21 protein-coding genes are annotated in these 24,450 nt (G+C 60.5%); 12 read left to right on the top strand and 9 right to left on the bottom strand.

Features of this window, described 5'->3' with window-relative positions:
• Window positions 1-14 precede the first annotated feature (14 nt).
• Window positions 15-2,006, top strand: coding sequence for an acetoacetate--CoA ligase (locus FCS96_RS07785; protein WP_138439798.1), 1,992 nt, complete (start codon window positions 15-17; stop codon window positions 2,004-2,006).
• Window positions 2,007-2,379: 373 nt separating this feature from the next.
• Window positions 2,380-4,623: an NADP-dependent isocitrate dehydrogenase gene (locus FCS96_RS07790; protein WP_138439799.1), complete on the top strand. Its 2,244-nt coding sequence runs from the start codon at window positions 2,380-2,382 to the stop codon at window positions 4,621-4,623.
• A 225-nt stretch (window positions 4,624-4,848) separates the two neighbouring features.
• Here the strand turns inward: FCS96_RS07790 and ybaK are convergent, their stop codons facing one another.
• Window positions 4,849-5,319, bottom strand: a complete 471-nt coding sequence (gene ybaK, locus FCS96_RS07795) for a Cys-tRNA(Pro) deacylase (protein ID WP_138439800.1) — start codon at window positions 5,317-5,319, stop codon at window positions 4,849-4,851.
• Between the two features lie 169 nt (window positions 5,320-5,488).
• On the opposite strand from ybaK, the gene FCS96_RS07800 reads away from it, so the two are divergent.
• Both FCS96_RS07800 and FCS96_RS07805 read left to right on the top strand, forming a co-directional pair.
• The gene (locus FCS96_RS07800; protein WP_138439801.1) at window positions 5,489-6,694 is read left to right on the top strand and encodes a GGDEF domain-containing protein; all 1,206 of its coding nucleotides are present in this window, start codon (window positions 5,489-5,491) and stop codon (window positions 6,692-6,694) included.
• Between the two features lie 43 nt (window positions 6,695-6,737).
• Complete coding sequence (locus tag FCS96_RS07805) at window positions 6,738-8,024, top strand: serine hydrolase domain-containing protein (protein WP_138439802.1); 1,287 nt, start codon at window positions 6,738-6,740, stop codon at window positions 8,022-8,024.
• Window positions 8,025-8,035: 11 nt separating this feature from the next.
• On the opposite strand, the gene FCS96_RS07810 is transcribed toward FCS96_RS07805, so the two are convergent.
• Window positions 8,036-8,380: a hypothetical protein gene (locus FCS96_RS07810; protein ID WP_138439803.1), complete on the bottom strand. Its 345-nt coding sequence runs from the start codon at window positions 8,378-8,380 to the stop codon at window positions 8,036-8,038.
• Between the two features lie 236 nt (window positions 8,381-8,616).
• On the opposite strand from FCS96_RS07810, the gene FCS96_RS07815 reads away from it, so the two are divergent.
• Window positions 8,617-8,874 carry a hypothetical protein gene (locus tag FCS96_RS07815; protein ID WP_138439804.1) on the top strand — a complete coding sequence of 86 codons (258 nt, stop codon included), beginning with the start codon at window positions 8,617-8,619 and terminating at the stop codon, window positions 8,872-8,874.
• Between the two features lie 15 nt (window positions 8,875-8,889).
• Here the strand turns inward: FCS96_RS07815 and FCS96_RS07820 are convergent, their stop codons facing one another.
• Window positions 8,890-9,930 carry a hypothetical protein gene (locus FCS96_RS07820; protein WP_138439805.1) on the bottom strand — a complete coding sequence of 347 codons (1,041 nt, stop codon included), beginning with the start codon at window positions 9,928-9,930 and terminating at the stop codon, window positions 8,890-8,892.
• A gap of 176 nt (window positions 9,931-10,106) precedes the next feature.
• On the opposite strand from FCS96_RS07820, the gene FCS96_RS07825 reads away from it, so the two are divergent.
• The 3 genes from FCS96_RS07825 to FCS96_RS07835 are packed head-to-tail and all read left to right on the top strand — an operon-like array spanning window position 10,107 to window position 14,654.
• Window positions 10,107-13,625, top strand: a complete 3,519-nt coding sequence (locus FCS96_RS07825) for a response regulator (protein ID WP_228264076.1) — start codon at window positions 10,107-10,109, stop codon at window positions 13,623-13,625.
• A 13-nt stretch (window positions 13,626-13,638) separates the two neighbouring features.
• The gene (locus tag FCS96_RS07830; RefSeq protein ID WP_138439807.1) at window positions 13,639-14,193 is read left to right on the top strand and encodes a hypothetical protein; all 555 of its coding nucleotides are present in this window, start codon (window positions 13,639-13,641) and stop codon (window positions 14,191-14,193) included.
• Between the two features lie 47 nt (window positions 14,194-14,240).
• Window positions 14,241-14,654, top strand: a complete 414-nt coding sequence (locus tag FCS96_RS07835; protein WP_138439808.1) for a response regulator — start codon at window positions 14,241-14,243, stop codon at window positions 14,652-14,654.
• Window positions 14,655-14,721: 67 nt separating this feature from the next.
• Here the strand turns inward: FCS96_RS07835 and FCS96_RS07840 are convergent, their stop codons facing one another.
• The gene (locus FCS96_RS07840) at window positions 14,722-14,991 is read right to left on the bottom strand and encodes a hypothetical protein (RefSeq protein WP_138439809.1); all 270 of its coding nucleotides are present in this window, start codon (window positions 14,989-14,991) and stop codon (window positions 14,722-14,724) included.
• Between the two features lie 544 nt (window positions 14,992-15,535).
• On the opposite strand from FCS96_RS07840, the gene FCS96_RS07845 reads away from it, so the two are divergent.
• The gene (locus tag FCS96_RS07845) at window positions 15,536-15,775 is read left to right on the top strand and encodes a hypothetical protein (protein WP_138439810.1); all 240 of its coding nucleotides are present in this window, start codon (window positions 15,536-15,538) and stop codon (window positions 15,773-15,775) included.
• Window positions 15,776-15,797: 22 nt separating this feature from the next.
• Here FCS96_RS07845 and FCS96_RS07850 read toward each other — a convergent pair whose 3' ends face one another.
• Window positions 15,798-16,334 carry a 3'-5' exonuclease family protein gene (locus FCS96_RS07850; RefSeq protein ID WP_138439811.1) on the bottom strand — a complete coding sequence of 179 codons (537 nt, stop codon included), beginning with the start codon at window positions 16,332-16,334 and terminating at the stop codon, window positions 15,798-15,800.
• A gap of 185 nt (window positions 16,335-16,519) precedes the next feature.
• On the opposite strand from FCS96_RS07850, the gene queC reads away from it, so the two are divergent.
• On the top strand, window positions 16,520-17,185 hold the full coding sequence (gene queC, locus FCS96_RS07855) for a 7-cyano-7-deazaguanine synthase QueC (protein WP_138439812.1): 666 nt from the start codon (window positions 16,520-16,522) through the stop codon (window positions 17,183-17,185).
• Complete coding sequence (queE, locus tag FCS96_RS07860) at window positions 17,185-17,841, top strand: 7-carboxy-7-deazaguanine synthase (protein WP_138439813.1); 657 nt, start codon at window positions 17,185-17,187, stop codon at window positions 17,839-17,841. Before queC ends, queE begins: the two co-directional genes overlap by 1 nt.
• 9 nt (window positions 17,842-17,850) lie before the next feature.
• Here queE and FCS96_RS07865 read toward each other — a convergent pair whose 3' ends face one another.
• The 4 genes from FCS96_RS07865 to FCS96_RS07880 form a co-directional block, all read right to left on the bottom strand.
• Window positions 17,851-18,921 carry an AraC family transcriptional regulator gene (locus tag FCS96_RS07865; RefSeq protein ID WP_138439814.1) on the bottom strand — a complete coding sequence of 357 codons (1,071 nt, stop codon included), beginning with the start codon at window positions 18,919-18,921 and terminating at the stop codon, window positions 17,851-17,853.
• A gap of 169 nt (window positions 18,922-19,090) precedes the next feature.
• Window positions 19,091-19,984: an alpha/beta fold hydrolase gene (locus FCS96_RS07870; RefSeq protein ID WP_323053725.1), complete on the bottom strand. Its 894-nt coding sequence runs from the start codon at window positions 19,982-19,984 to the stop codon at window positions 19,091-19,093.
• 199 nt (window positions 19,985-20,183) lie between these two features.
• On the bottom strand, window positions 20,184-21,944 hold the full coding sequence (locus FCS96_RS07875; RefSeq protein ID WP_323053726.1) for an ExeM/NucH family extracellular endonuclease: 1,761 nt from the start codon (window positions 21,942-21,944) through the stop codon (window positions 20,184-20,186).
• 9 nt (window positions 21,945-21,953) lie between these two features.
• Entirely contained in the window at window positions 21,954-22,856 is a 903-nt protein-coding gene (locus tag FCS96_RS07880) for a helix-turn-helix transcriptional regulator (protein ID WP_138439815.1), read from the bottom strand.
• A 274-nt stretch (window positions 22,857-23,130) separates the two neighbouring features.
• Between FCS96_RS07880 and FCS96_RS07885 the strand changes: the two genes are divergently transcribed.
• On the top strand, window positions 23,131-24,417 hold the full coding sequence (locus FCS96_RS07885; protein WP_138439816.1) for an MFS transporter: 1,287 nt from the start codon (window positions 23,131-23,133) through the stop codon (window positions 24,415-24,417).
• Window positions 24,418-24,450 lie beyond the last annotated feature (33 nt).

Raw genomic sequence — 24,450 nt, forward strand, 5'->3', positions numbered from 1 at the left:
GACAGGAGAGACGGATGAGTCACACAGAACAAGCGCCGGTCGTCTGGTCGCCCTCAAAGGCCATGCTCCAGCATTCGCGCATGGGCCAGTTTATCGCCTGGCTGGAAGGCCAGGGTTATGGCCCGTTTGTGGATTACCATGCCCTGCACCAGTGGTCGATCGACGATCTGGAAACCTTCTGGGCCAAGGTCTGGGAATACTGCGGCCTGGTCAGCGATAAGCCCGCCGAACGGGTGCTGGGCAAGCGCGACATGCCGGGCGCTGAGTGGTTCCCGGGTATGAAGCTGAACTTTGCCGCCAACCTGTTACGGCTGGCGGACGGCGAGCACGCCAACCACGAAGCCGTGGTGGCCTACTGCGAAACCCGGCCGGTTCTGCGCCGCACCTACGCCGAACTGAAAGCCGATGTCGGCGCCCTGGAAGCCTTCCTGAAGTCGCAGGGCATTGAGCCTGGCGACCGGGTGGCGGGCGTGGTCACCAATGGTTACGAAGCTATGGTCGGTATGCTGGCCGCCACCAGCCTGGGCGCTATCTGGAGCTCGGCCTCTCCTGACTTTGGTGTAGGCGCCATCCTCGACCGTTTCAGTCAGATCGAACCGACGGCACTGATCGCGGTGAATGGCTACGGCTACGGCGGCAAGGTGTTCGCCCGCCAGGATGATTTCGCCGAACTGGTCGCCGGCCTGCCCTCCCTGAAATGCGTGGTCAGTGTGGCCCAGTTGGAAGACCAGGCGCCGATTCCGGGGCCGCTGATCACGCCCTGGGATGAGGCCATTGCCGCCGGTGCCGGCCAGGCGCCGTCGTTCACGCCGCTGGATCCGGACCACCCGGTCTACATCCTGTACTCCTCCGGAACCACCGGCCAGCCCAAGTGCATCGTCCATGGCTCTGCCGGATTGCTGGTCAACCACGCCAAGGAACTGATGCTGCACGGCGATGTTGGCCCGGAAGACCGGTTCCTGTACTTCACCACCTGTGGCTGGATGATGTGGAACTGGCAGGCCTCCGCGCTGATGACCGGCGCGGCCGTAATCACGGTCGATGGCTCGCCCGGTTACCCCAGCCTGAATGCCCTGTGGGAAACCGTTGCCACTGAAAAGGTCACCCACTTCGGCACCAGTGCCCGCTTTCTGGCCGGTTGCCGTAAGGCCGAGCTGACCCCGGCCCGGGATCTCGATCTGAAAGATCTGCGGGTACTGTTCTCCACCGGTTCGCCGTTGCTACCGGAAGATTACGACTGGGTGTATAAGGATGGCGCCCCCGGCGTGCTTCTGGGCTCGATCGCCGGTGGCACCGACATCTGTGGCTGCTTCGTGGGTGCCACACCGCTGCTGGCCGTGCGCCGCGGCGAGATCCAGTGCCGATTCCTGGGCGTTGATGCGGTTGCCTACGGCGACGATGGCCAGCCGGTTACCGATGGCCGGGGGGAGCTGGTCTGTCGACAGCCGCTGCCGTCCATGCCGGTCAGCTTCTGGAACGACACCGACGGCGCCCGCTACCGCGGCGCCTACTTCGAGACTTTCCCCGGTGTCTGGGCCCATGGTGATTTCATCGAATTCACCGAACACGGCGGCGCCATCATCTACGGTCGCTCCGACGCCACCCTGAACCCGGGCGGTGTCCGCATCGGTACTGCGGAAATCTACCGTCAGGTCGAGACCATTGCGGAAGTGAAAGACAGCCTGGTCGTCGGCCGCCAGATCGAAGGCGACGTGGAAGTGGTACTGCTGGTCGTCCCAGCGGAAGGTCAGAGCCTGACCGAGGACCTGATGAAACGGCTACGCACCCGCATTCGCGAAGGCGCCAGCCCGCGGCATGTGCCCAAGCACATCGTCGAAGTGGCGGACATCCCCTACACCCGTAGCGGTAAGAAAGTAGAACTGGCGGTGGCCCGCCTGATCAACGGCTCGACCAAAGCGGATAACCGGGATGCCCTGTCGAACCCGGAAGCGTTGGACCACATTCGTGACCAGTTGGCAGCAGCCGAGCTGCTGCCGAAAGGCTAAACCGGCCAAGCCGGATGAGCGGTGGGGTTGCCGGTGTCCAAAACTGTGCGGAGCCAAGGATGGCGGAGCTCAAGCGTCACAGGGATGTGCTCGAGCGGGTTTTGGAGACCGGCAACTCCACCGCGACCCTCCAGGTTCGAATCCAGAATGTACGAAAGTTTCGTAAATTCGAGGCATTTCATCGTCCTGTAACGGGAATTAGCGAACTTTTACTCCGTTCTTATACTAAGATCGTAACCCCAAATCGCCAAAAAATGGTATCTTAGTAGGTCTATCAAAAGTTCCTAATCAGTCATCGCTCGGGTAAGCCGTTCACAAGACGCCAGACCTAGGCATGACCGTCCTGAACCCACCCATTAGCCTGAGGACGAAAATGACATCATCCAAAGCCAAGATTGTCTATACCCTGACCGACGAGGCCCCTGCCCTCGCAACACGGTCACTTCTTCCTATCCTGGAAACCTACGCCAAGCCGGCCGGTATCGAGTTTGAAACCAGCGACATCTCCCTCGCGGCGCGTATTCTGGCGAATTTCCCGGACTTCCTCGAAGAAGGTCAGCGGGTTCCGGATGCACTGGCGGAGCTGGGCGAGTACACCAAAGACCCAGACGCCAATATCATCAAACTGCCGAACATTTCTGCCTCCATCCCGCAGCTGCGTGCCGCCATCAAAGAGCTGAACGAGCAGGGCTTCAATGTACCGGAGTACAAAGAGCACCCGGACACCGACGAAGAAACAGAGATTCAGTCCCGCTACGCCAAGGTTTTGGGTAGTGCTGTAAACCCGGTACTGCGTGAAGGTAACTCTGATCGCCGCGCGCCGGCTGCCGTTAAAGCCTTCGCCCGCAAGTACCCGCACTCCATGGGCGAGTGGAGCCCGGCTTCCCGCACCCACGTGGCGCACATGCGCGGTGGCGATTTCTATTCCAGCGAACAGTCCGTCACCCTGGACAAGGCCACCACAGCCCGCATCGTGTTTGAGAACAAGCAGGGCAAACAGACCGTACTGAAATCCGAGCTGCCGCTGCAGGAAGGTGAAGTTCTGGACGGCATGTACATGAGCAAGACCGCACTGGTGAAGTTCTTCGAAGATGCCATCGAAGACTGCGAAAAGACCGGCGTGATGTTCTCGCTGCATGTGAAAGCCACCATGATGAAGATCTCTCACCCGATTGTGTTCGGTCACGCGGTGAAGGTTTTCTACAAGGACCTGTTCGACAAGCACGGCCAGCTGTTCGATGAGATCGGCGTGAACCCGAACAACGGTCTGTCCAGCGTGGTCGAGAAGATCAAGCAGCTGCCGGAGTCCAAGCAGGAAGAGATTCAGGAAGATCTGCACGCGTGCTACGAGCACCGTCCGGAAATCGCCATGGTTGATTCGGTCAAGGGCATCACCAACCTGCACGTACCGAGCGACGTTATCGTTGACGCCTCCATGCCGGCGATGATTCGTAACTCCGGCAAGATGTGGGCGCGGGACAACAAGCTCAAGGACACCAAAGCGGTCATGCCGGAGTCCACTTACGCCACCATCTACCAGGAAGTGATCAACTTCTGTAAGACCCACGGCGCATTCGATCCCACGACCATGGGCACGGTACCGAACGTTGGTCTGATGGCGCAGAAAGCCGAAGAGTACGGTTCTCACGACAAGACCTACGAAATCAAGGAACAGGGTGTTGTTCGTGTGATTGCCGAAGACGGCACCGTGCTGACCGAGCATAACGTTGAGAAAGGCGACATCTGGCGCGCCTGCCAGACCAAGGATCTGCCGATCCGTGACTGGGTCAAGCTGGCCGTCAGCCGCGCCCGAGCCACTGGCATGCCGGCGGTATTCTGGCTGGATGACGAGCGTGCCCACGACGCCGAGCTGATCAAGAAGGTTGAGGCCTACCTGAAAGAGCACGACACCGAAGGCCTGCAAATCCACATCATGTCGCCGGTCCGTGCCATCCGCTGGACCATGGAGCGCCTGATTCGCGGTCTCGACACCATCTCCGTGACCGGTAACGTACTGCGTGACTACCTGACCGACCTGTTCCCGATCCTGGAGCTGGGCACCAGCGCCAAGATGCTGTCCATCGTGCCGCTGTTGAACGGCGGTGGCCTGTACGAGACTGGTGCTGGCGGCTCCGCGCCCAAGCACGTGCAGCAGCTGATTCAGGAAAACCACCTGCGCTGGGATTCCCTCGGTGAATTCCTGGCGACTGCGGTGTCCCTGGACGAACTGGGTGAGAAGCAGAGCAACGAGCGCGCCCGGCTGCTGGGTCAGACCCTGGACAAGGCCACCGAGCGCCTGCTCGAGAACAACCAGTCACCGTCCCGTGTGACCGGCGAGCTCGACAACCGTGGCTCCCACTTCCACCTGGCCCGTTACTGGGCGGAAGAGCTGTCCAGGCAGGACAGCGACAAGGATCTGAAAGAGTTCTTCGCCAAGCTGTCCAAGCAGCTGGAAGAGAACAAGGACAAGATCCTGCAGGAGATGACCGACGTTCAGGGCAATCCGGCCGACATCGGTGGTTACTACCACCCGCCGACGGAGCGCGTCTGCGAAGTCATGCAGCCCAGCGCCACGCTGAACAAGATCCTTGCTGACGCCCGTGCTTCAGTGAAGTAAGCGTCGAGGGATCCAGATCCGGTTTTGGCCGGATCGATCAAAAAACCCGGACGGCCTGTTGGCTTTCCGGGTTTTTTTGTTCTTAGTCTTCGTCCTTCTCCTCCTCAATGCCCCGGCCAACTTCCCCAGCGTGGCGGAGCTGCAATAACGTCAAGGGTGGGCCAGCCAGTTCAAAAGCCACCGATCAGAAGCACGTCCGTTGCGCAGTGTACGGGCGTTAGCTTGCTATTCCTGTTGCAGTGTTGTGAACCGGCCGTCGGTGAGCTTTGCCAGATCTCGCGGCGCCAACTCTATCTCTAGGCCGCGCCGGCCGGCACTGACGAAGATCGTGTCATAAGCTTCGGCCGAGGCGTCGATAAAAGTCTTTAGCCGGCGCTTCTGGCCCAGCGGGCTGACGCCGCCCATGACATAGCCGGTACTGCGTTGGACTGCGTCCGGATTCGCCATGGCAGCTTTCTTACCCCGGGCGGCGCGGGCAATCCGTTTCATGCTCAACAGGGCGGTTACCGGGACCACCGCAACCGCCAGTTCCCCGCCGTCCAACGCAACCACTAAGGTTTTGAAGACACGACCGGGCTCGACCCCGATCTTCTCTGCCGCTTCAATGCCGTAGCTTTCGCTAGCCGAATCGTGCGGGTATTCGTGGATGTCATGGTCTACCCTGGCTGTTCTGGCGGCGTTGATTCCCGGGGTCATGGACGCTCCTGGTGGTTTCAATCACATTAAAATTTAGCACAGTCAGGCTAGGTAGCCTGTGCCCGGAGCGCACCCAGGGCTCGACTTACACCCTTGTGATGGCTATTTTTAGAGCCAGCTACGGATTCTGTACGCTAATTTTGGCGCTACACATTGACGCGAACAACCAATGACCCGAACCCACGATCGCCCCATCTTCAATCGCTCGCTGCCTGCGCGCCGTGCCTTTTGGGCGGCATTTATATACCTGGTCGCCGGGTTTGCCTGGATTGCCTTCTCGGATCGAGTCGTCGAGGCGTGGTTCGAAGACGCGGCCACCCTGTCACGGGTCCAGACCTGGAAGGGCTTTTTCTTTATTCTGGTCACGGGCCTGGTGCTGTTCACCGCTCTGCTCCGGCAACTGCACAAGGATCGCGCCCTGCTGGCCTTGCAGCACGGTCAACGCCAGGCGTTACGCAGTCGGGAGCGCCAGCTCACGGTACTCATGGACAACCTTCCGGGTATGGCGTATCGCCGTTTGCGCGACGATCAGTGGAGTTTGCTGTTTGTCTCCGACGGCTGCGTCGAGTTGACCGGTTACGAGCCGTCAGAGCTGATCGCCAGCCGGCGCTTGGGTTATTCGGACCTGGTGGATGCCGCCACCCGCGAACGCGTGGGTCGGATTATTTCTGAGGCCCTGACCGCCGATCAGCCGTTTTCGGTGGAGTACGCGCTGATTCGCAAAGACAAGCGTGAGATCTGGGTTTGGGAGCGCGGACGGGGTGTGATCGATGATCACGGTGAAGCCGTGGTGGAAGGGATTGTGCTGGACATTTCCGAACGCAAGAAGCTGGAAAGCGAGCTGGCAGAGCTGGCAACCCGCGATTCCCTGACCGGGTTGCTGAATCGCCGCGAGCTATCGCGGCTGTTGGACGAGGAACTGGAGCGAGCCAAGCGTTACCAACGCTCCCTGGCAATACTCTGGATCGATTTCGATCATTTCAAAGACGTTAACGATACTTATGGTCATGCTGCCGGCGATTCGGTACTTAAGGCGGTCAGCAAGCTGTTTCTGGACAGTGTTCGCAGTGTCGACCTGGTGGGCCGGTTTGGTGGCGAGGAGTTTGTCATCGTGCTGCCGGAGATGGATGTGAACGAGGCCCACGAAACCGCCGAACGCCTTCGCACCCTGGTAAGCTCGGTGCCGCAATCATTGGGGGACGGTAGCTCCGTTCGCCTGACCATCAGTGTTGGGGTGGCGGTCTTCCCCAACCACGGCCTGACCGCTGCCCAACTGCGGGCCGCCGCTGATCGCGCCATGTATCGGGCCAAGGATCGTGGTCGCAACTGCGTTTCTATGGCGCACCTCTCCCCCCATGTTCATAATGACGCTTGAACCCGCAACAACAATAACCTCTTTGAACTAAGGTTGTACCTGGATGAACCGTATAGCACGCCGTGCCCTGCACACCTGCAAAGTCCCCGCCGACCTGTCCACCGTTACCTATCGCGATGCCGCCGGCGAACGCCCGGACGCAGTCGGTGTCAGCCAGGAAACGCTCGATGACATTTGGCACAGTGCCGAGGCTTTGTATCGCACCGGCGTGCATCCGGGCTTGCAGTTGTCTCTGCGGCACCGGGGCGAGCAGGTATTGCACCGGGCGCTCGGACACGCCACCGGCAATGGTCCGAACGACAGTGAAGGCGTCCTGAAGTCGGCGATGACCACGGAAACGCCTATCTGCTATTTCTCCGCCTCGAAGGCGGTGACGGCGCTGCTGATTCACATGCTGGCGGAGCAGGGCCTGGTCAACCTGACCGATCCGGTGGCCTACTACTGCCCGGAGTTTGCCCAGAGCGGAAAGCGCACCATCACCGTGCATCAGGTGCTGTCCCACCGCGGCGGTATTCCCGCAATTCCCCGTGATACCCCCATTGACGTGCTCTGGCAGAAGGACGAGATCTGGCGCTTGTTGTGCGAGGCGAAACCAGTGGAAGTCGACGGCGCCAAGGTGGCCTATCACGCCATCACGGGCGGCTTCGTGTTGCAGCGGGTGCTGGAAAAGGTCACCGGCCGCAGCATCGAGGAATTTCTGGACGAACACCTGCGCCAGCCCATGGGCATGAAATGGTTCACTTACGGCATTGCTCCGGAGCACCTGCACCAGTTGGCCAGCAATTACGCCACCGGCCCAACCCCCCGATTCCCGGTGTCCTGGATCGTCAATCGTGCCCTGGGCAGTGACATCCACACAGTGGAAAAGGTCACCAACGATCCCCGGTTCCAGGAGGCGGTGATTCCCGCGGGCAACCTGGTTGGCACCGCCGAGGAAATGGGCCGGTTCTACCAGATGATGCTCAATGGCGGAACCTGGAACGGCAAGCGGGTCTGCAGTGAAATGACGGTTCGGCGCGCGATTCAGCAGTTTGGCTCACTGCAGATCGACCGAACCATGATGATTCCGATGCGCTTCAGTGCGGGCCTGATGCTGGGCGGTAATCCGGTAGGCCTGTGGGGGCCGCAGAGTCGCGATGCCTTTGGCCACATCGGCCTGATCAACAAGTTGTGCTGGGCCGATCCGGCGCGGGATATTTCGGTCAGCCTGCTGAATACCGGCTTCCCGATTGTTGGTCACCACCTGCCGGCACTGGCCAAGTTCGTCTACACCGTCTGCAAGAACTTCCCGCTGATTCCCGAGAACCAGCGGCCACTGGTGGCGGCGTAAGGCCGCCTGGGTCAGAGCGTTCTCAACTGGTCTTCAAGAATGCCCAGCACTGACGACAGGATGTCGCGGAAGTCGGTCAGTGTCTGGGTCCGCTGAATCACATCCTCACGGTTTTCATCCAGTCGTTCCAGCTTGGGCACCACCCGCCGGATACCCTCGGTGATGACCTCGTATGGGTAGTGATGATCCTGGACGCTGAGTTTGTTCATTTCAGACACTTCCTGACTGAAAATACTGATGATGTCGTACAGCATGTCCTTGTGATGGATGCTACCGGCTTCCCAGTAAGCGTCATCCAGCAGTTCCAGCAGGGACAGGTATTCACGGAGGGTGTCGGCGACGGAGGTCTGTGGCATGGTCACTCTCGGACGGTGGATGGGCGGTGAGTGAAACCGGAGGACGAAATCCGGACAATACAGGGAGTTATTAAGGGAACTATAGCAGGACTGGTTACGTGGGGAGAGCTGTGGCCAATACCAGCCCCTGGATAAAAGTGAAACTCTGTTCATTTTTATTGCAGTTGGCGGGGTAGCTGGGCACACTCCGGAATTGGGAGATGGACCTTTTCAACACTCACTGGACGAGATACCGAATGGACAAACCAGCACCCACGCCCGCCCACCAGGGCCAGATCGAACGAACGGTGGACCTCGATCACCACGACAGTGTCCGCGACCACGTGCACCAGCGTGTCAGCTCAGAAGTTGAACGGCTGCAACGCCGCATCGAAACCCTGCGTCTGACCCGGGCACCCCACGTCGGGTTCATGATTTCCAGCTACGAGCGCATGATTGACCAGAAGAAAGGTTTTCTGCAGAACTGGGATCTCATTGACCGGGGTATGAACTAACCGGCCAGGGCCGCATCAGTTGCGCAGCCCGGTAGGTGCGGTGGCGTAGCTGGACGTTGCGGTGTCCAGGTTCAGGCAATAATCCGGATTGGCCTCGGTCTGGCCGGGGTTGTCCGGATCGTCCCGCCTCGGTGGTTCGCCCAGTGAGGTGAACACCGCAACCGATGGATTGGCGTAATTCATTTCAATGCGCAGACAGTCTACGGTTTCCCCGGCGAACCCGAATTCCGGACCCCCTTCGCTGCCCCCGTTGGTGCCTATTGCGGTACCGTCGATCCGGACGGTGTCGATGTTGAGCCCCTGATACTCCCGGACAAACGCCATTTCCCGCTCACCCTTGATCACGATGCTGCCCTCAGTGTGGGCCCTGGCGCCATCATTGTATCCGGACGTCTGAAAATCCCGGGCCAGGTATTCGGTGCCGAGAGTGGCGCTTGGGTTAGTGGTATTTGGCTCGAACGACCCGGAGGCCACCCAGTTGATCACCCGGATGACTCGATTGGAGCTGTCTGGCGTGTACACCCACTTCACGATTGGATAACGCCAGTTGTACTCGGTTACGCCCAGTCCGTCTGTCAGCGCCTGGCGATCGGTGAAGCGGATCGAGACGTTGTTGGTGGTGTTGCTGTACTCGCCAGCCTGACCGTCATCAATGCGCTCGCTCATGTATCGCCGGCCATCAATAAAATTGCCGACTGCGCTCTCGCCAATCACCCGGTGCACCAGGTCCAGCGGGTTGCGTACTGAGGCGATGGTCGCCGGGGCGTCGTCCGGATAGGTCAGACCCAGAAAAACGGCGAGCTGGGTGCGGATGCCTGCTGCCCTGGCCTGGGCTGCGGTGTCACCACTGTCGGCCGGCTCTACCGCCAGAACCAGATCACTGAACAGCAGGATGTCGGTGGCCTCGGTCAGGGTAAAGGTCGAAAAGGTGACATCGACATTGGTGGCGGGGTTGAAGGCGCTTGGCCCGGAATCCTCGGATCCACAGCCCGAAAGCACCATTGGCATGCAGGCAATTCGAAAGGCGACCAGGGTGAAGTGACTCAAATGTCTCATTTCGTCGGACTCTGAGGTGCGCGAACGCGGGTAAACCGCTAAAGTGATTATCCGCGGGACCCTCGGCCCCGCTGTGAATGCTGACAATAAACGATAAGACAGGCATCTGCCCGCGCGGAGATCACATTTTGCGGCATCGGCATCATCCGACACTTCCTCCAGTGATTCGCGCTGCGATGCGTGTTCTGGTGGCGTTGTTGATCCTGCTGACAGCGTCGCTGTCGTCGTCGGCCTCCACCCAGTCTGCCTGTCGTGACGGCACCCTGATTTTGAACAGCAGTACCACCAGCGTCCGGGACCTTAGCGGTTGCATCTGGTACCTGGAAGATCCGCGGCAGGAGCTGGGTTTTAATGCCGTCAAGGATCGCGGTCTCGGTGCCTTTATCCGGCACGACGGGGGCGTCCTCAACTTCGGCTACACCGAATCGGCTTACTGGGTCCGGTTTGACGTGCGAACCCTTGGCAGCGCCGCGGCCACCGACTGGATCCTCGAGCTGGCGCTGCCTCTGGTGGACGAGGTGCGACTGTACCTGATGCAGGGTGACACGGTGGTGCAGCAGGGCCGCGCCGGCTATCAGGACAACTGGGCTGAGCGAGATCTTGCAGTCCCGAACCCCGCGTTTCGACTTTCCCTGGCGCCGGAGGCGGTCAATATTGTCTACCTTCGCGTCACCAACACCAATACCTTTCGCCTGCCGATCAGTCTCTGGCACCCCGATATCTACATCCAGAGGGTGTCTGTGGACGAGGTGGTGCGGGGACTGCTGTTAGGCGCCGTGCTGGCCATCCTTGCGTATAACCTGTTCGTTGCGGTTTCGGTGCGCGAGCGCAGTAACATCTACTACGTGCTTTACCTGGTGTCTGCGGCGATTTTTATCGTCACGGAACAGGTGCATGGGATCCAGTTGCTGGATAGCCGACCGGCGATGTTCGACAAGGCCTACCTGCATTTCCAGATCATCATGACCTGGTTCTGGGGCCTGCTCATGGCCCGCCACCTGCTTGAAACCCCGGAACGCTCGGCCGATCTCGACCAAGTGCTGCGATTGTGCCTGTACTCGGTAGTGGCAACCGGAGTGCTGTCGCTGTTTCTTCCCTATAAGGTGGCGATGGAGTGGGTCGTTATTGGCTCGGTGGTGCTCAGTCTGATTCTGATCGTGGTCAGTTATCTGTCCTGGCGCTATTACAACCCGGCCGCCCGCTCCTACTTCTTTGCCTGGACCCTGGCGTTGATTGGCATCGGGGTCTATGGCCTTACAGTCATGGGCTTCCTGCCGCTCAACCCCCTGACCAACTACTCCCCACAGATCGGGCTGACCGCCCAGATCATCCTGTTCTCATTTGCCCTGGCCGACCGGATCAAGCAGGTTCAGGGCGAAGCCTTGGGCTGGAGCCAGCGGGCGCTGTCGAACCTGCAGCGGTATCAGTCGCTGTTTGATAATGCCATTGAGGGCGTCTTTCAGATGTCTCCGGACCGTCGCTTCATCACCGTCAATCCGGCGATGGCGGAACTGATGGGGTACAGCAGTGCCCGCGATCTGCTGGCCCGTAACCTAGACGTGCTGGAAACCTGCATCGTCGATGATCAGGTCCGACAGCGGGTGGTGGCGCAGCTGGAAGCCGAGGGTACGATCAAGGGCGTGGAAACCCGGTACCTGACCTGTGACGGCGAAGAGCGCTGGGCCAACGTTTCCCTGCACACGGTTTATGACGCCAAGGGCGAGCCGACCCATCTGGAAGGCACCTGCATCGATGTAACCGAGAGTCGTCAGCGCCAGCGGATCGAGCGCGAACGCGAACAGGAGCGGCTGGAAAAGGAAGTGGCCCGCAACTCGGCCGAGGCCAAGAGCCAGTTCCTGGCCAATATGAGTCACGAAATCCGGACCCCGCTGGCGGCGATCATCGGCTACGGCGAGACCTTGCTGGAGCCGGACCTGAGTCCCCAGGAAAAGCGCAGCAGCGCGGAAACCGTGGTACGCAGCGGCCGGCACCTGCTGGAACTGGTCAATGACATCCTGGATCACTCCAAGATCGACGCCAACAAACTGGCCGTGGACGTGGTGTCGGTGGACCTGCCGGAGCTGCTGGATGAAATCCGCGCGTTTTTCGCCCCGAGAGCCCGGGAGAAGGGTCTCGAGTTCAGCATTGTCTGTGAATACCCGTTACCGGAGCGGATACTCACCGATCCCACCCGGTTGCGACAAATAATCATAAATTTGTGCGGAAACGCGCTCAAATTCACCGAAAATGGTTCGATTTCCCTGATTGTTCGATGTGATTGCGTACGCGAAATCCTGATTGCCCGGGTGGTCGATACCGGCATCGGGATGAAACCGGAGCAACTGGGCCGGTTATTTGATCCCTTTGCCCAGGGCAGCGCCGCCATCTCCCGGCAGTATGGGGGCACGGGGCTGGGGCTGAGCATTTCCCGGCGCCTGGCAGAAATGCTGGGTGGCGACATCAAGGTGCGCAGCACTTACGGTGAAGGCAGTGAATTCGAGGTTTCAATTCGCACCGGGGCCCTGGCCGACGTGTACTTCCTGCGTGATGCCTCCGAGTTGAGTCAGCGCCGGCGATCCATCCCCATGGTGCTGGCGCCCAGGCTGACCGGGCGCATCCTCTGTGCCGAGGACAACGAGACCAATCGGCGCCTGGTGTCGCTGCTGGTGGCGCGGACCGGCGCCGAACTGGTGCACGTTGGTAATGGCGCCGAGGCCCTGGAACTGGCGCTGCGCGACTACTTTGACCTGATCCTGATGGATATCCAAATGCCGGTGATGAATGGCCGGGACGCCACTGCTGCGTTGCGGGAGGCGGGCATCAATACGCCGGTGATCGCGCTCACTGCCAACGTCATGGCCGAGGACATTGCGGACTATCGGTTGGCGGGGTGCAACGAGCATCTGGCCAAGCCCATTGATAAACAGCGCTTCTACGAGGCTTTGGCTCGATATCTGGAGCGTGCGCCCGAGTCAGGGGAGCTTCCGGCGCGTGCTTTCAAAGGCCGGGTGCTGGTTGCCGAGGATAACGAGGACAACCGTCGCCTGGTGGAGCGGATGCTGGGCCGACAGGGCCTGGATGTGTTGGCGGTGGCCAGTGGTGAGGACGCGGTGCGCCGGGCCCTGTCCGAGTCCATCCATCTGGTACTGATGGACAGCCACATGCCAGGCATGGACGGGGTTGCCGCCACCCGGCTGCTGCGCCAGACCGGTTTCCGCCGGCCGATCATTGCATTCACCGCCGGCGACCAAAAGGAGAGCGACGCCCTGTTGGCGGCCGGGTGCGACGACGTGCTCAACAAACCCATCGACCATGGGCACGTGCAGGCGCTGCTGGAAAGATACCTCCGACCTCAGACTGGCAGTGTCAGGCACGACCTCGAGGACGAGGATATTGAACGTCTGGTGCCCCAGTTCCTGGCGGGCCTGCCGGAGCGTCGGCAGCGCATGAACTCGGCCTGCACCTACGGCGATGTCGAGACCCTGAAGTCCGAGGCGCATCAGATCAAGGGTACGGCCGGGGCCATGGGCTACCCGAAAATGACCGAGCAGGCGGCCACGGTTGAAGCCCTGCTGAAAACCGAGACTCCGGATTGGGAGCAGGTTCGCGGAGAGCTGGATGGGCTCAATGCGATGATTGAACAAGCGTGTTCGGCAGCCGCCATGTCGACCCGATCGCACTTCTCAGAACAATGACAGGAGCTGGCCAATGAATGACAGGCACCCCCGCAGCGAACAGTATTCCCTGAGCATGATGTACGGCACCTACGCCGATATTCTGTTCGTGCTTTTTCCGTTTCTTGTGCTGGGCATGCAGCGGCTCTGGGATGGCCGGCTGTATGAGACCCTGATGCGCCCGGACCTGAGTATTGCGGCGGCCATCCTGGCCGGCCTGGCGATTGGCAAGTTTGTGCTGGGTCTGGTGACCAACCGGGATCTGGGTCGGTACAAGGAACGGATTGTGTTCTTTATCGCCCTGACGCTGTTTGCCGTATTGGGGCCTGCGATTATTCTGATGCTGAGTATACTGGGAAGTACCCAGGTGCCCGGTTTCGTGGCGTTTGTGCAGCCGATTTTGCTGATTATCGCTATCTCCCTGTATTCCACGGCGGTCAGTATCAGCAATATCCTGACCCGTTTTGGTACCGAAGGGGTGGATTCAGGGGCGGACTACGGCGACGCGTCGACCGGTGGCCAGCACGCCGACGAAGCTCGGCCGAGCCCGCTTGATCTGCCACGACGATCGGGCAATGATCCGCTATGAGGGACTCAGACAATGACCGGGCGTAAGAGAACGGAAGGAGACAATCAATGAGTGAGCTCAGGGTGCTGGTAGTCGAAGACGAGCCGATCATGCGGGAACGGTTGGTCAACATGCTCTATCAGGCCGGTGCCACTCAGGTGTTTGCCTGTGTTGATGCGGCGGCGGCTAAGGCGGCGTTTGCGGACCAGGAGTTTCAGATTATCCTGCTTGATCTGGGGCTGCCGGACGGCAACGGGCACGAGTTGATGCAGGCGTTCAAGACGGTTCGGGCCGAGCAGCACATCGTGCTGGTGACCGCCGACGATTCCATCGAAAGCATCCAGCGGGCGATCAGTGCCGGCGCTAATGGCTACGTGGTCAAGCCTTATTCCCAGGAAAAGATTCACGATGTGATCAACAATTATGCCATGGTACACGGCGGTGAGACGACGGTGGTGCTCGAATTCAACCGGCACCATTAGCGGTCTTGAAATAGCCGCTCTGAAGCCGTGCCGGTCCTGATCGACAGGACCGGCCTTGAGTTGTAGTTCAGGCCACCTGGCGGGCAATCCAGGAGTTATAGCGAGTGGCCAGGGCCCTGACATAACGAGCCTCAGCGCCATCGAGATTGCCGAGCACGCCTTTGAAGATCCAGCCGCGCTCGTACACACCCAGTACTCGCTGTTCGTCGTCAAGGTTAACGCGTTGGTTCAGTTTCTTGCAGATCGCATCCAGCAGGGGCAGCTTGGCCGGGCGTTTCAGGGCGCCGGAACGGTGGTCGGGCTGGTTCGCTGCACGTGGTGTGGGTTGTCTTTTCATGATGTTCTCCTTGTCGTTTTGCGGCTGCAAAAACAAAACCCCGGAGCCTGGGCAACCGGGGTTCTTGCGGAGAAGCTGACCCGGTCGCTGCTGAGGCTCCCGGGACTGACCGAAAGCCGTTAGATGTCTTTCACCATAGCGCGCTCAGATTGCACGACGCGGCAATCTGTAGCGGACTGGAAACAGGTTTTGGTGATCATCTCGGACATACCGGCTCGTTGTGGTTTGGTTCACCCATCAGTGTATAGGCTAGTTACGGGTTTGCAAGAGTCTGGGAGCTTCGGCAAACCCGTACAGACAGCGTGAGGAGCCATCGGGATAATTCTCAGCGTCACGTGTTTTTACGTTGTGCAATCCACAGATTCTGGTGAGCCAGAAACTGCATGGATCTCTCCTTTCTACGCAGCCTTTTTGGCTGCGTTTTTTTTGATAGTGGAAACCTCGTAGCCATTACTTCGTACAGAACTTCGACGCTTTTTTGGTGATAATTTGCACATCGATTAATCATTCATATCGAATTTCAACGAGGTTGAAAGCTAAGCAAATGACCGACCAAGCCGGTTCTATCCGGAACAAATTCCGCTCTCACGTAATTATCGAACTTGCCCTCATCGCCGCCCTGGCACTGTACATGGTGTTGGCCCAGGAAAAGCCCGTTGGCGAAGATCTTATCTTTACCGTTGCCGGTGCAGGCCTGATGGCGCTGGTGACCTACTGGACCCTGAATACCCTTCGGGATGGTCTGGAAGTGATTGCACTGCGGGCAAAAGGCGTCCGCCACTAACGGCCGAATTTCTCGGGCCGCATCAGGCCTGGTGGCTGTGATCCGCCGATGGTAGGGGCGCGCTGTCTTCTGGCCTGATCCGTTCCCAGGTTTTGTGCAGGATGAGGGCATCGTTGGCGGCCCGGTGCACCGGTAAACCCAACTCGACAATGACCTCCTGACGGACTGCAGACCACTCCCGAACCTGCTGAGTGTCCAGCAGCGTAGAGATGGACTCGAGCTGGAACTCCGGCCGCACCTTGGCCGCCCGGAACAGTCGATGCAGCCAGAAACTGTCAAAGGTCCAGGCATCGCAAAACACCTGCTCTGGTAGCAGTTCGTTAAGGTGATGCGCCACGTCCCGCACCGAGGTGCCCTCGGCTTCCAGCGTTGCCCTTGAAATGCCGTGGATGCGTTCGGCGCTGTCTGACCAGTCCTGCCAAAGCACGTGTGGGGCAATCAGCCAGCTGTGAAGGGTGCTATCGGGCATGCAGAGACCGACCTCAATCGGATAACTCGCGATCAGGTCGAGGCTGGAAGCCTCAAAATCAATGAAGGCCGGGTGGCTGTCGGTGGTCATGGGCTCAGTGTAGTCGATGCGTTGTTTTTAGCCGAGTTTACCCGCCCCGGTCGTGAGACGCGAACCCAACCTGTGCGTGCACTGTTACAATATGTCCACTGATTGTAAAAGCCTGATGACAGCCACCTGTATTGGGCGCGGCCGTTGGCCGATTGAACCTGCACCACACCGACTGGGGATTCCGAATGACTGACACCGTGGTTGTAATCTATTCCGGGGGCATGGACTCCTACACGCTGCTGCATGTGGCCCGGGCCCGGGGCCTGCAGGTGCATGCGCTGTCTTTCAATTACGGCCAGCGTCATGTTCGGGAGCTCGAGTCTGCGGCGGCGGTGTGTGAAAGCCTCGGCATTCCCCACAAAGTCATCGATATTCGGGCCATGGGCGAGGTTATGGCCGGTTCGTCGCTGACTTCGGAGGTAGACGTGCCCGAGGGCCACTACGAAGAGGACAGCATGAAGGCGACGGTAGTCCCCAACCGCAATATGATTCTGCTGTCACTGGCTACCGGTTACGCCGTCACCGTCGGCGCCGGCGCGGTCTGGTACGGCGCCCATGGCGGCGACCATGCCATCTACCCTGATTGCCGTCCTGAGTTTGTCGAGAAGATGGATGCGGTATGCCGGGTGGCCAACTACGAACCGGTAGCGGTCGAAGCCCCGTTTATGGCTCTGGACAAGGGCGAAATTCTGGCCGAGGGGCTGAAACTGGGCCTCGACTACAGCCAGACCTGGACCTGTTACAACGGTCGGGAGCGGGCCTGCGGTCGTTGCGGCTCCTGTGTCGAGCGCCTGGAGGCTTTCGCCAGCCATGGCGTAACCGACCCACTGGCGTATGAGGAGAACGCCTGATGTACCGGGTGAAGGAAGCGTTTTACACCCTGCAGGGCGAAGGTGCCCAGGCTGGTCGCGCTGCCGTGTTCTGCCGGTTCAGCAAGTGCAACCTGTGGACCGGCCGGGAAAAGGATCGGGCCGGGGCAGTGTGCAGTTTCTGCGATACTGATTTTGTCGGCACTGACGGCCAGAACGGCGGTCAGTTCGAGACTCCCGAAGCGTTGGCCGCGCACATCCGCTGCCTGTGGCCGGATGCCCCCGGGCGCCCCTACGTGGTCTGTACCGGCGGCGAGCCGCTGCTGCAGCTGGACGTTGCGCTGATCGAAGCCCTGCACCGGGAAGGCTTCGAGGTGGGGGTGGAAACCAACGGTACCCTGCCGGCCCCGGTAGGCATCGACTGGTTGTGCGTGAGCCCAAAGGCGGACGCCCCGGTGGTGCTGGAAACCTGCGATGAACTCAAGCTGGTCTACCCCCAGGTCCTGGCCATGCCCGAGCGCTTCGAGCACATTCGCGCCCAGCACTATTTCCTTTCGCCCATGGCATCACCGACCGAGCCCGGGTCGGGCCCCGATCCGATCAAGCAGAGCAACACCCACAAGGCCACCGAGTATTGCCTGACTCACCCCCAGTGGCGCCTGACCCTGCAGATGCACAAGATCATCGGTATCGACTGAGCCGCTGAATCAGACGCTGGCGGCGATTGTCGTCGGCGCTGTCTGTGTCTTGGGTTGCCGTGCCCAGTTGCGATAACGGCTCGGACTGCTTCCGGTCCAACGCTTGAACGCCCGGGTATAATTGGCAGCATCGGCGTAGCCGAGCGCATCGGCAATCTGACTCAGATTCATGCTGGTGGTGGTCAGCAAGGCCTTGGCCCGTTCCAACCGAACCTCGTCCACCAGGTTCTGGAAGCTGGCGGACTCCTCCTGCAAGCGACGTTTCAGGGTGCGCTCGGATACGAACAGAGTGGCGGCCACTCGCGCCAGTTTTGGCGGGAACGGGTAGCTGGTCTCAATTACCCGCCTTACCCGGCAGGCAAAACCTGCATCTTCTGTTAATTGCCTGAGGGCTTCTTCGCACTGCACCCGTGAGGACTCGGCAAGCTGGTCATCGCTGAAGCGAATCGGCATCCCGAGCTGGCTGACCGGGATCAGCAGGGCGTCCTCCATGGCACCGTATTCCACCGGTACCGGCAGCTTCGGGCGGAAACGATGGAAGAACGCTGGCTCTGGTCCCCGCCGCAATAGCCGGAAGCCCGGCACGGTGGAGCCGGTCAGTTGCGCACCCATGAAAATGCAGCCAAACAACATGGCATCCATGATGAAACCCTGCAATGGTCCCAGGTCCTGATCACAGGTCACCGAATAGGCGGCGTTGCCGCTGCTCTGCCGGGTGCTGACGTGCAGGTTTGGTGCCCGCAGTGTCAGGTAACGGGTCATCAGCTCAAGCGCCTGCTCCAGGGTGCGGCTACTCATGATCGCGGTGCCCAGAGCGCCGTGCAGGGGCATTTTCAGTTCCCGCGCCAGCATGATTCCCAAGCCGGGTTCGCCACTTTCAATGATGGCCCGGGTGACAAATTCGCTAGCCTGAGCCTGGCTGACCCTGAGGTCGGGGGAATTCAGTCTGAGCGGGTCGAGACCAACCCTCAGCAGCAGGGCTTTCTCATCGACACCGATACGGTTCAGCAGGTCGGCCAACAGGTGCAGGTAGATGGCCGGCATGCCCAGATCCTGTGCGTTGGAGGTGGACGCGCGCATGGAAGTTCCTCGTGTTCGGGCTGTTGTTGTTATCAAAGCACTTAGGTAGCCACTGATTATGACGTGTACCGGTGCCGCTTCCCCATGACCCCGCTGACAGAGGGCTGGGCCAAACGGGCCAATTGACCCATTCGGACAGGCCCCTGGTGAACAACAGCGGGGTGTGGGCTCAGTGGTCGTGGCGTCTGACGAAGTCGCGCAGGACCCGGGCCGAGCGGCTCGGGTTTTCCAGCATTGGCAGGTGGCCGATACCGCGAAAGACGTGCACCTCGGCCTGGGGTGTTGCGGTGGCAAACCAGTCGACACAGCGAGTTGGGGTGATCCGGTCCCGGTCGCCCCACTGCACCTGCAATGGTGGCGTCGAGGGGCCGAGGTAGCGCACCGGTGCCAGGCCATCGGCGGCCATGTCCCGGAATATATGGCGCAGGGCCGGGGCTCGCTGGAGCAGGTCCGGCCCCAGCAGCGCGGTCATTGCAAGCCCGGATACGGTTGCCTTGCCGTCGCCCACACTGTTGAACATGCGATACACGCCTTTCCAGTCCTGGGGGATCAACAGGTGATCACCATTGGCTTCGAAACGCGCCTCCGGATCGCTGTCCGGGCGCTCCGGAATGCCGGCGCTGTTGAGCAGGGTCAGTGAGCGCGGTGCAGGTGCGAGTTGGTGGGCCAGCACGGCGGCAATGGCGCCGCCCATGGAACTGCCGACCAGGTGCAGGTTGCCGATGGGCATACTGGTGAGCCAGTCCCGGAGCCGCCGGGCCTGCGCCTCGTAGCCGTAATTGGCGTCGACCTGGTATTCGCTCTCACCCAGACCTGGCAGATCCGGGACCAGCAGGTGCCAGTGCCGCGGCAGGCGTGGCAGCCAGAAGCCCCAATTTTCCTTCATGGAGGCGAAGCCGTGGATCAGCACCAGGGTTGGCCGGTCTGGCCCCGGGGTGCCTCGCTCCAGGTAGACCATGCGGTGGTCATCCACCGTGGCTACCCGGCGCTTGGCCAGATGCAGCAGTCGCTGACCGGTTCTGGCAATGGGCCACACGTTGGGTGCTGGCAGGTTCATGGGCATGGGTATGATCACTCTGGTAGCAGAAGCATGAAGCCCAGTTTATCCACTGTGGGCCTCGGAGCCTTGGCCAGTGAGCCGACCATCGGTGGCGATGAGGCCACAACCAGAGTTCGGACACAGAATGGTCGGAGAGTGGGTAGAGAGCAGCTAGAAAGCAGCTAGAAAGCGACCACAGTTCGGCGCCGCCGTTTGGTCACTGTCAGAGTCGGATGTCGGTGATTACCGGGTTGTGGTCGGAGGAGCGCCAAGGCAGGGTTGACGTGACGTCCAGCGGGCCGTCATAGGCCAGGGCCCGGGGCTCGTCGGCGTTGAGTAGCCAAGTGGCGGCGGTCAGGATTCGTGGCTGCAAGGAAGCGGATGCCAGCGCGTAGTCGAGCGAGCCCCGGGCGCCCTTGTACCGGTAGGTGTACTGCGGGCAGGTGCGGGCATCGCAGGGCTGAAGCTGGTGCACCATGCTGGTAAAGCCGGCGCTGCGAAACACTTCAAGCGGTGCTTCCCGGGCGTAGGCGTTGAGATCGCCGGTGACCAGGGTGCCCGCCAGATTGTCGGGCGCGGGCAATTCCGAAAGCCACTGCACGATGGCTTCGGCGGCCTGAACCCGGCGATCATTGTAGCAGCCCTGGCCATCGTGCTGATCCCGATCAGCGCCGGTGGCACCTCGGCAGGACTTGGATTTCAGGTGCAGGGCGGTGATCCGAACCCCGGTGTCGCCGTTTTTGGCATGGAACACCTGAGTCACCGGTGGCCGACCCCGGTGCCGGAACAGTCCGCTGGTCAGTCGCTTGGCATGACCACTGGTTTGAACTCGATCGGAGCGGTACAGCAGTGCCGTTCGGATCTCATCCTGGCCATCAGCGCCAGGGGTGGTCACCACGCGCCAGCTTGGCCCCAGAGCCTCGGCCAGGTCGGCTACCGAGCTGGCGACGCCATAGCCGTCGTTTTCCAATTCGGTGAGCGCCAGGATATCCGGATCCGGTGCCCGCAAGGCTGCCAGAAGGCGCTGGTGCTGGTGTTCGTAGTCGGCCTGGGAACTGGCACCACGGCTGGTGGGAAAACCCTGGCCGTCGCCATCGCCGTTGAAATAATTGGCCAGGTTCAGGGTGACGAGGCGCAGGTGTGGCTGTTCAGGGCGTGTCGGCGGCGGCTGCCTGGGGTTGGCCGGCAGCAGTTCCGGCGTTGCCTGGGGCTGCAGGCGCCAGTCGCCGAAGCGGAAATCCAGAACGCCGACTAGCTGACCGAAACGGTCGCCGGCACGCACGGTGTTGTCGGCTGTCAGCCCACCCGGCGGCCAGGGTACTGGCCGAGGCTGCTGTTGCCGGTGGCCGTCATCCAGCACCACCCGCTGCAGGCGCTGGCGCTCGGGGGCTAGCTGGGCCGACGGTCCGGGCTCCAGGTACTCGGTGGCGTTGACCTGATCGGTCCGGGCCAGCGTCAGTTCGCCGTAGCGGCCAAGATTGTGGCTGTCGATCACCGTCAGCGGCTGTTCGAAGCGAACCCGCATGTTTTCCAGGGTTTCCGGCGGCTGTGGCCAGGGCAGGGTCAGGACAATGGGGGCTGGCACTGGCTCGCGTCCGCACCGGGTCATGGCCTTGATGCCGACCAGTTCGGTGAGCCCGTGAAACTCCTTCACGGTACCGGTAATGCGCAGGCGATCACCGATCTCACCGAGGCTGCGGCGGGTGTACACGAACAGGGCTTCGGAGGTGCGTGGATCGGAGTCAGTCTGGTGGTCGGCCTGCTGCAGGTAGAAACCCTGAAAACCGCCCTGGTGACGGCTATCTTGGCTCAGTATGGCTTCGACAGTGACGGTCTGGCCCGCCATGGGCGAGTGGTCACCGGCGCCCTGAATACGGGCAATGGGGGTGGCCGGGTCGCCACAGGACGCCGCTGCCGCGCCTGCCAGTGGCAGGAACAACAGCGCCAGGGCGATGGCACGAAGGAGAATGCGGGTTGCGGTCACGCCGTCAGTTTAGCAGACGCCGGCTACCGCTTTCAGTGCCCGCTCCCGCTTGCTGCCAAAGCCCAACTGGTCCGGGTTAGCCAGCTCCAGCTGCTGCACCAGAGGGTCCGGATGCTGGTTGTCCAGGGTGATGCCCAGGCGGGACAGCACGTAAGGCGCCAGGGCCGCACGAGTTTTGACCTCAAGCCGGCCTCGCTCCATGCCGTAGTCCCGGGCGATGATGCGTTGCTGGGCTTCGGTCAGGCGCAGATCCGGAGTCAGTACCATGGTGACTTCGCGGTTCCAGTCGTGGTCCTGCTGGCGGTCGCGTTTGACGCGCTGGCGCAGCGCCTCGGGCGGCCGATGGAAACGACTCAGGGCGAAGTCCCGGAACTCCCGGTTGGATTCGCACCAGGCCCGCAGATGCCAGCTGTTGCCGGTACACACCAGGGTATGGGGCTCGAGAATGCTCTCGACCGCTTCCGGACGACTCAAGGACACGTAGCTGGCCCGCAGTTGCCGGCCGTGACGTGTCGCCAGCACCACCGCGCGCATGGTTTCCGGGGAGATGACCCGGTTCGGGCCCTGCACGATGGTGCTCTCGGGCAAGCCGATATTCAGGGATTCGAAGGTGGCGCTCAGATTCTGCTGGCGTGCCAGAAGATCCCAGTATTCAGCCACCAGCCCGCAGGTAACCACCGGCTGGAAGTTGGCGGCCGGGACATAACCTTTCAGGTGCCGGTCATAGACCAGGTTGCCCGGGGCAATTTCGCGCAGATAGGTGTTGATATCCTTGGATGCCTGCTGACGACCAATGCCAAAGCTGTGACAGATGTGGTTGGTGGTCAGGCGACCTTCCCACAAGGCAATGGTTTCAATCAGTCGGTAGCGAAGCAGCAAATCCCAGCGAATGGGCCAGTCCGTTTTTTTCATAACGACGCGCTCACGAGTCTAATAAATAGCTGAAAGTCATGTTACCTGCTCTGGTACGTGCAGTCTGTTACGACCCATTAATGTAAAATGCTGTAAAACCGCGCAGTGGCGGAGTTGTAGAGGTGTCAACTAAGCTTGCAGGGTGTTTCGGCAAGTGCCTAGTGGTGATGAATATTCGGTACTGATTTAATGCGCGTCCGGCCGATTCCGGATCTTGATGTTGTCGGTTTTCTGTTACCACCTACCGTATCTGCAATACCCGGAGTCTGTTGTCATGACCCAGATGGTCGCTTCTCTGTCTGCCCTGATTATGAGCATCGTGCTGCTGGTCAGTGGTAATGCCTTTTTGATGACTTTGCTGGGTATCCGGTTGAGTATCGAAGCGGTGTCACCGGACATCATCGGCTGGATTCTGGTGTGTTATTCCATTGGTTTTGTGCTCGGCACCCTGTATGTCCACAAGATCATCGGGCGGGTTGGCCACATTCGTGCCTTTGCCGTGTTTGCCGCGGCCTCTGCCGTGGCCGCTCTGCTCTATCCCATGGCCGTATCGGAACTGTTCTGGGCAGTGCTGAGGGTTATTTCCGGGTTCAGTATTGCTGGTGTCCTGGTGGTTATTGAGAGCTGGTTCTCCAGTCGGGCTACCAATACCAACCGGGGCGCCCTGTTTGCGGTCTATCAGATTGTGTTCTATTCGTCGGCCGCAGGCGGTCAGCTGATCGTCAACGTTGGCGATCCGGCCAACTTCATGCCCTTTTCACTGGCGGCGATCCTGCTCACCCTGGCACTGCTTCCGTTGTCGCTGACCCGGATGGAGGCGCCGGCCATTCATCAGGTGGATCGGATCTCCATTTTTACGCTCGCCCGTGAATCGTTTACCGGTGTTGCCGGCGCCCTGACCTGTGGCGTGATGATTGGCGGCTTTTATGCCCTGGGTCCGGTGTACGCCACCCTGGTGGGACTGGATGTGGCCAAAACCTCGACCTTCATGGCCAGCGCCATCGTTGCGGCCATGATCCTAGCCTGGCCCCTAGGGCGCCTGTGTGATCATTTTGACCGGCGCCGGGTGATGTTCTGGGTGGCCATACTGGCGGCCAGCTCTGCCGTTGCCGTGGCGGTCCTCGGGGCGGATAACATCTGGCAGCTGACCCTGTTCGTCGGACTGTTTACCGGTCTGTCAGCAACCCTGTATCCGGTGGCGGTTGCCATCACCAATGACCGGATGGAGAGCAGCCGGATTGTTGCCGCCAGTGCCACGCTGCTGCTCAGTTATGGCGTGGGTAGTGTGATTGGCCCGGTAGTCATGGCCGAACTGATCAATGTGCTGGGGCCGTCTGGCCTGTTCTTCGGCAACGCCGGTTTCCTGCTGGTGCTGGCGGTGATTACCAGCTATCGCATCAGTCACACCGACGATGTGGCGGTGCAGGATCAGGAGCATTATGTCCCGGCCATGCCAGAGACCTCATCGGTGTTGACGGAAATTGACCCCCGTAACGAGGAATTTCACGAGTCGCCCGAAATGGAGGACATTCAGCGGGCGACCCAAAACCCGGCGGGCTGATCCGTCTCTCGGTTTTCTACGACTTTGTTTTTG

This window comes from Marinobacter alexandrii (assembly GCF_005871205.1).
GTDB lineage: Bacteria > Pseudomonadota > Gammaproteobacteria > Pseudomonadales > Oleiphilaceae > Marinobacter > Marinobacter alexandrii.